Below are 3,687 nucleotides of genomic sequence, written 5' to 3'. Positions count from 1 at the left end.
CATCAGCCACGCCGACCGAGACCAGCCCCGACAGCCACCACCAGCCAGGCAAGACCGGCTCCGCATCAGCCACGCCGACCGAGGCCAGTCCCGACAGCCACCACCAGCCGGCCAAGGCTGACAAGGCCAGGTCCGAGCCGGAGACTGGCGAGGGGAGGGCCGAAGCGACCGAGCTGAGCGAACCGGCGACCGAAGCCGGTGCCGCCGACCCGGCGGCCGAAGCCGCGGCGACCGACCCCGCCACTGAGGCCGCCCCCGAGGCAGCTGATGCGGACGAAGCGGGCTCCGCCGAAGCGGCACTTTCCCGTGAAAGTGCCGCTTCGAAGCCGCGGCCGGTCTGGTTGCGGCTGCCGGTGCTCCTGCTGGCCGCCGCCGTCCTGCTGACCGGCGCCGGTGTCTGGTTCACCCTCGAGGCCCGGTCGGCCTCGTCGAACCCCGCCGCCGGCAACCTCGCCCTCACCGATGTCGGGGCGACCGCCGATGTCACCTCGGCCGTCACCCTCGCCATGAACCGGATCTTCTCCTATTCCTACGACAAGACCGACGTCACCGAGAAGGCCGCCGCGGCCGTGCTGCGCGGCTCCGCGAAGGATTCCTACGACAAGCTCTTCGCCCAGGTCCGCGAGAAAGCGCCGCAGCAGAAACTGGTGCTCACCTCTCGCGTTTCGGCGATCGCCGTGCAGGATCTGCGAAATGGTCACGCGCGGTTACTCGTCTTTCTCGATCAATCAGCCGTCCGGGCTGACAACAATGCGACCGACAGTGCCGCGGCCCAGCTTTCCGTGACCGCGGAACACACCGGTGACGGCTGGGTCGTCACCGAACTCGAACCGCGCTGACGCCGTTCCACCGAATAGCGCACTTCACCGGTTCCGGAAGCGTCCGGAACCGGCCGGGAAATCGCAAGGGAGAACAACTATGTCCGTGGCAACGCAGCTGAAGAGACTGGCTGTGCTCACGTCGGCGGCGGCCGTCGTGCTGACCGGGGTCGCCGTGACACCCGCGTCGGCCGACGTCATTCCCATCCCGGTGTCCTACAAGGTCACCGGCTCCACCACGGTCAAGAAGACCGGCAGCGCCATGAAGCTCGGCCCGGGCTCCCTCAAGGGCAACCTGCTCATCGACGACCAGACCGGGTCGGTCGGCCTCAGCGCGGACCTGGTGCTGCCGCCGGCGCAGGCCGACATCTCCCTGCTCTCCGGGATCTTCCGGATCAAGGCGAAGGTGAAGGTCACGCCGCTCGGCCCGGCCACCGGCACGATCGCCGACGGCAACCTCGTCACCAAGGCCAAGGCCAACATGGAGATCTACGACATCTGGGCCGGCCCGATCGTGCCGGTCATCCCGCTGCCGACCGTGCCGGGCAGCTGCAAGACGAAGACCCCGCTCGACCTGACGCTGGGCGCGCAGGACATCGACATCACCGCGCCCGCGATCACCGTGACCGGCACCTACACGATCCCGGAGTTCACCAACTGCTTCATCGCCGACATCGCACTCGGCGCCCTGGTTTCCGGGCCGGGCAACACGATTTCGCTCGACCTGGCCAACGACGCCACCTGAGCCGACCGGGTGGCGGGCCCGTGCGGGCCCGCCACCCGCGGGCTCAGCAAGGCGCGTTCGGATCCGTCTTCAGCACGAAGCTGTCGTTGTCCCCGGCGGACACCGCGAAGACCGGGCCGCAGGTCAGCGGCGAGGACTCCCCGACGATGTTCGAGCCCCAGACGACGATGTCGCCGTTCGTCTTGTACGCCAGGTTGTGGTTGAACCCGGCGTCGATGCCCGCGACGTCGGACAGGGCTTCCGGCGGCACGTCCACCTGCAGGTAGTTGTCCCGCCCCCACGCGTAGACCCGGCCGCCCTTGAGCGCCAGGCTGTGCTGGAATCCGGCGGAGACCGCCGTGACCCCGGACGACAGGCCGGCCGGCACGGTCGCCTGGCCGTAGGTGTTGCTCCCCCAGGCCAGCACGCCGCCGTTCTTGAGCGCCAGGTTGTGGTCGCCGCCGGCGGAGATCGCGCTCACCCCGGACTGCGCGGCCGCCGGCACATCGGTCCGCGTCCCCCAGCTGATCACCTGCCCGCCCTGCTTCAGGGCGAGACTGTGCATGTTGGACGCCGAGATCGCGATGACGCCGCTGCTCACCGACGCGGGCAGGGTGGTCTGGCCGTACCAGTTGTTGCCCCAGGCCAGGACCTGGCCGTTCTTGAGGGCCAGTTCGTGCCCCCAGCCGGAGGCGATCTGGGTGACCCCGGACGACGCCGCGGCCGGGACCTGGTTGGCCCCCCAGTTGTTCGCGCCCCACGCGAGGACGGCACCGCCCTTCAGCGCCAGCGCGGTCGTGCTGCCCGCCGACACGGCGGTGACGCCGGCCAGCGTCTCCGGCGGCGGGATCGTCACGTTGTAGTCCGGCTTCCCCCAGCCGAGCACGCCGCCGACGTCGGCCGCGTACGCGGGCGCCGCACACAACGACACCGCGGCCGTCGCCGCCACCGCGAATGCGGCCCCCTTCAGTGATACCCGTCCACAACGGGAAGAACCCGGCACGGTAGCCTCATTTCTCCGGTTTCGTTATCCGGGATTGCTTCGGCAAGATCACAAATGGTAGACCGTTCGGCACAGCGGTTCGCCGTCGCGGCCGCTCTTTGTCAAAATCCGCCAAATCCCGGGTCGCGCCTTCGCCGGCGGGCACAAGAAATCGATACACCCCCGCAGTGCCTCACCCGCCCAAGCACGAAGTCTTGTTCCGTACTGAACTGGCGAGTAGCCTCGATTTCGGCAGATGGACCTCCACCTCGCACGCCGGTGAATCGCGTCCCGCCACCCGGGGCAATGGGGTCGGTGAACGTGATGGGGGCACGGCGGCGAGAAAATCGATCAGCCAAAGCCGAGACTGAACTGAATCAAAGGAGATGAAGCCATGTCCCGACTCAGCAGGCTGTCCGCCGGTATCGCCACCACCGCGACCGCGATCGGCGCCATCGCGGTGCTGACCGCCGGTGTCGCGTCCGCCGCGACGGTCACCTACACCGCCGGCGGCACGACGCCCGTCACGTACAACTGCACCTTCCCCGGCATCTCGCCGCAGCCGGTCGCGGTCGTCGCGCACCTGGACGCCCCCGACGTCGTCCCGAACGGCACCACCGTCACCCCCAGCAACGTGGGTGGCACCGCCACGATCACGGCCACCGTCCACTCGCTGCTCACCGCGGTCGGCTACGACGGTCTCCGTGGCACGGCGAGCGTGCCGGTCTCGGCGTCCTCGGGCACGCTGTCGCAGCCGGCGGCGACCGGGCTGAACATCCCGGAGACGATCTACCCGACCGGCGGGCCGATCACGGTCAACATCGGGCAGGTCGCGACGTCCAGCATCCCGAACTGGACGGCGCCGTCCGCCGCGGGCAGCGCCACCCTGTCGCTGACGAGCTCGATCTCGGCGGCGCTCGAGTTCCACAAGAAGTCCACCGGTGCCTGGACGCCGTGGGCGATGAGCTGCACCCTGAAGGCGACGAGCCCGGCGCAGAACACCGCGTTCAGCCCGAGCATCACCGTCTCCTGACCGGAAGTTCCGGTGCGGGCCCCCCCCCCCGGCCCCCCCCCGGGCGCCCCCGTCCCCACACCCGAACCACCCCAGGAACCCCATTGCACGTCGAGTCCCGCCCCGCGCCGGCACGGTGTCCGCGCGGGCG

The 3,687-nt window shown here is 69.7% G+C and carries 4 protein-coding genes; 3 read left to right on the top strand and 1 reads right to left on the bottom strand.

Annotation, left to right across the window (positions count from 1 at the left end):
* Positions 1-839 (top strand): hypothetical protein (locus ACGFMK_RS16640; protein WP_392763303.1); only part of this gene is annotated, 839 nt, incomplete at its 5' end.
* Positions 840-918: 79 nt separating this feature from the next.
* Positions 919-1,563, top strand: a complete 645-nt coding sequence (locus tag ACGFMK_RS16635) for a hypothetical protein (protein ID WP_392763301.1) — start codon at positions 919-921, stop codon at positions 1,561-1,563.
* A gap of 43 nt (positions 1,564-1,606) precedes the next feature.
* On the opposite strand, the gene ACGFMK_RS16630 is transcribed toward ACGFMK_RS16635, so the two are convergent.
* Positions 1,607-2,491, bottom strand: a complete 885-nt coding sequence (locus ACGFMK_RS16630; protein ID WP_392763298.1) for an RCC1 domain-containing protein — start codon at positions 2,489-2,491, stop codon at positions 1,607-1,609.
* Positions 2,492-2,918: 427 nt separating this feature from the next.
* On the opposite strand from ACGFMK_RS16630, the gene ACGFMK_RS16625 reads away from it, so the two are divergent.
* Positions 2,919-3,557, top strand: coding sequence for a DUF6801 domain-containing protein (locus ACGFMK_RS16625; RefSeq protein ID WP_392763295.1), 639 nt, complete (start codon positions 2,919-2,921; stop codon positions 3,555-3,557).
* The last annotated feature ends 130 nt before the right edge of the window (positions 3,558-3,687 follow it).

Source organism: Amycolatopsis sp. NPDC049252 (genome assembly GCF_043197175.1).
In the GTDB taxonomy this organism is placed as follows: Bacteria; Actinomycetota; Actinomycetes; order Mycobacteriales; family Pseudonocardiaceae; genus Amycolatopsis.
Note: the sequence above shows the minus strand (reverse complement) of the source record. Positions and strands in the feature narration are given on the sequence as shown.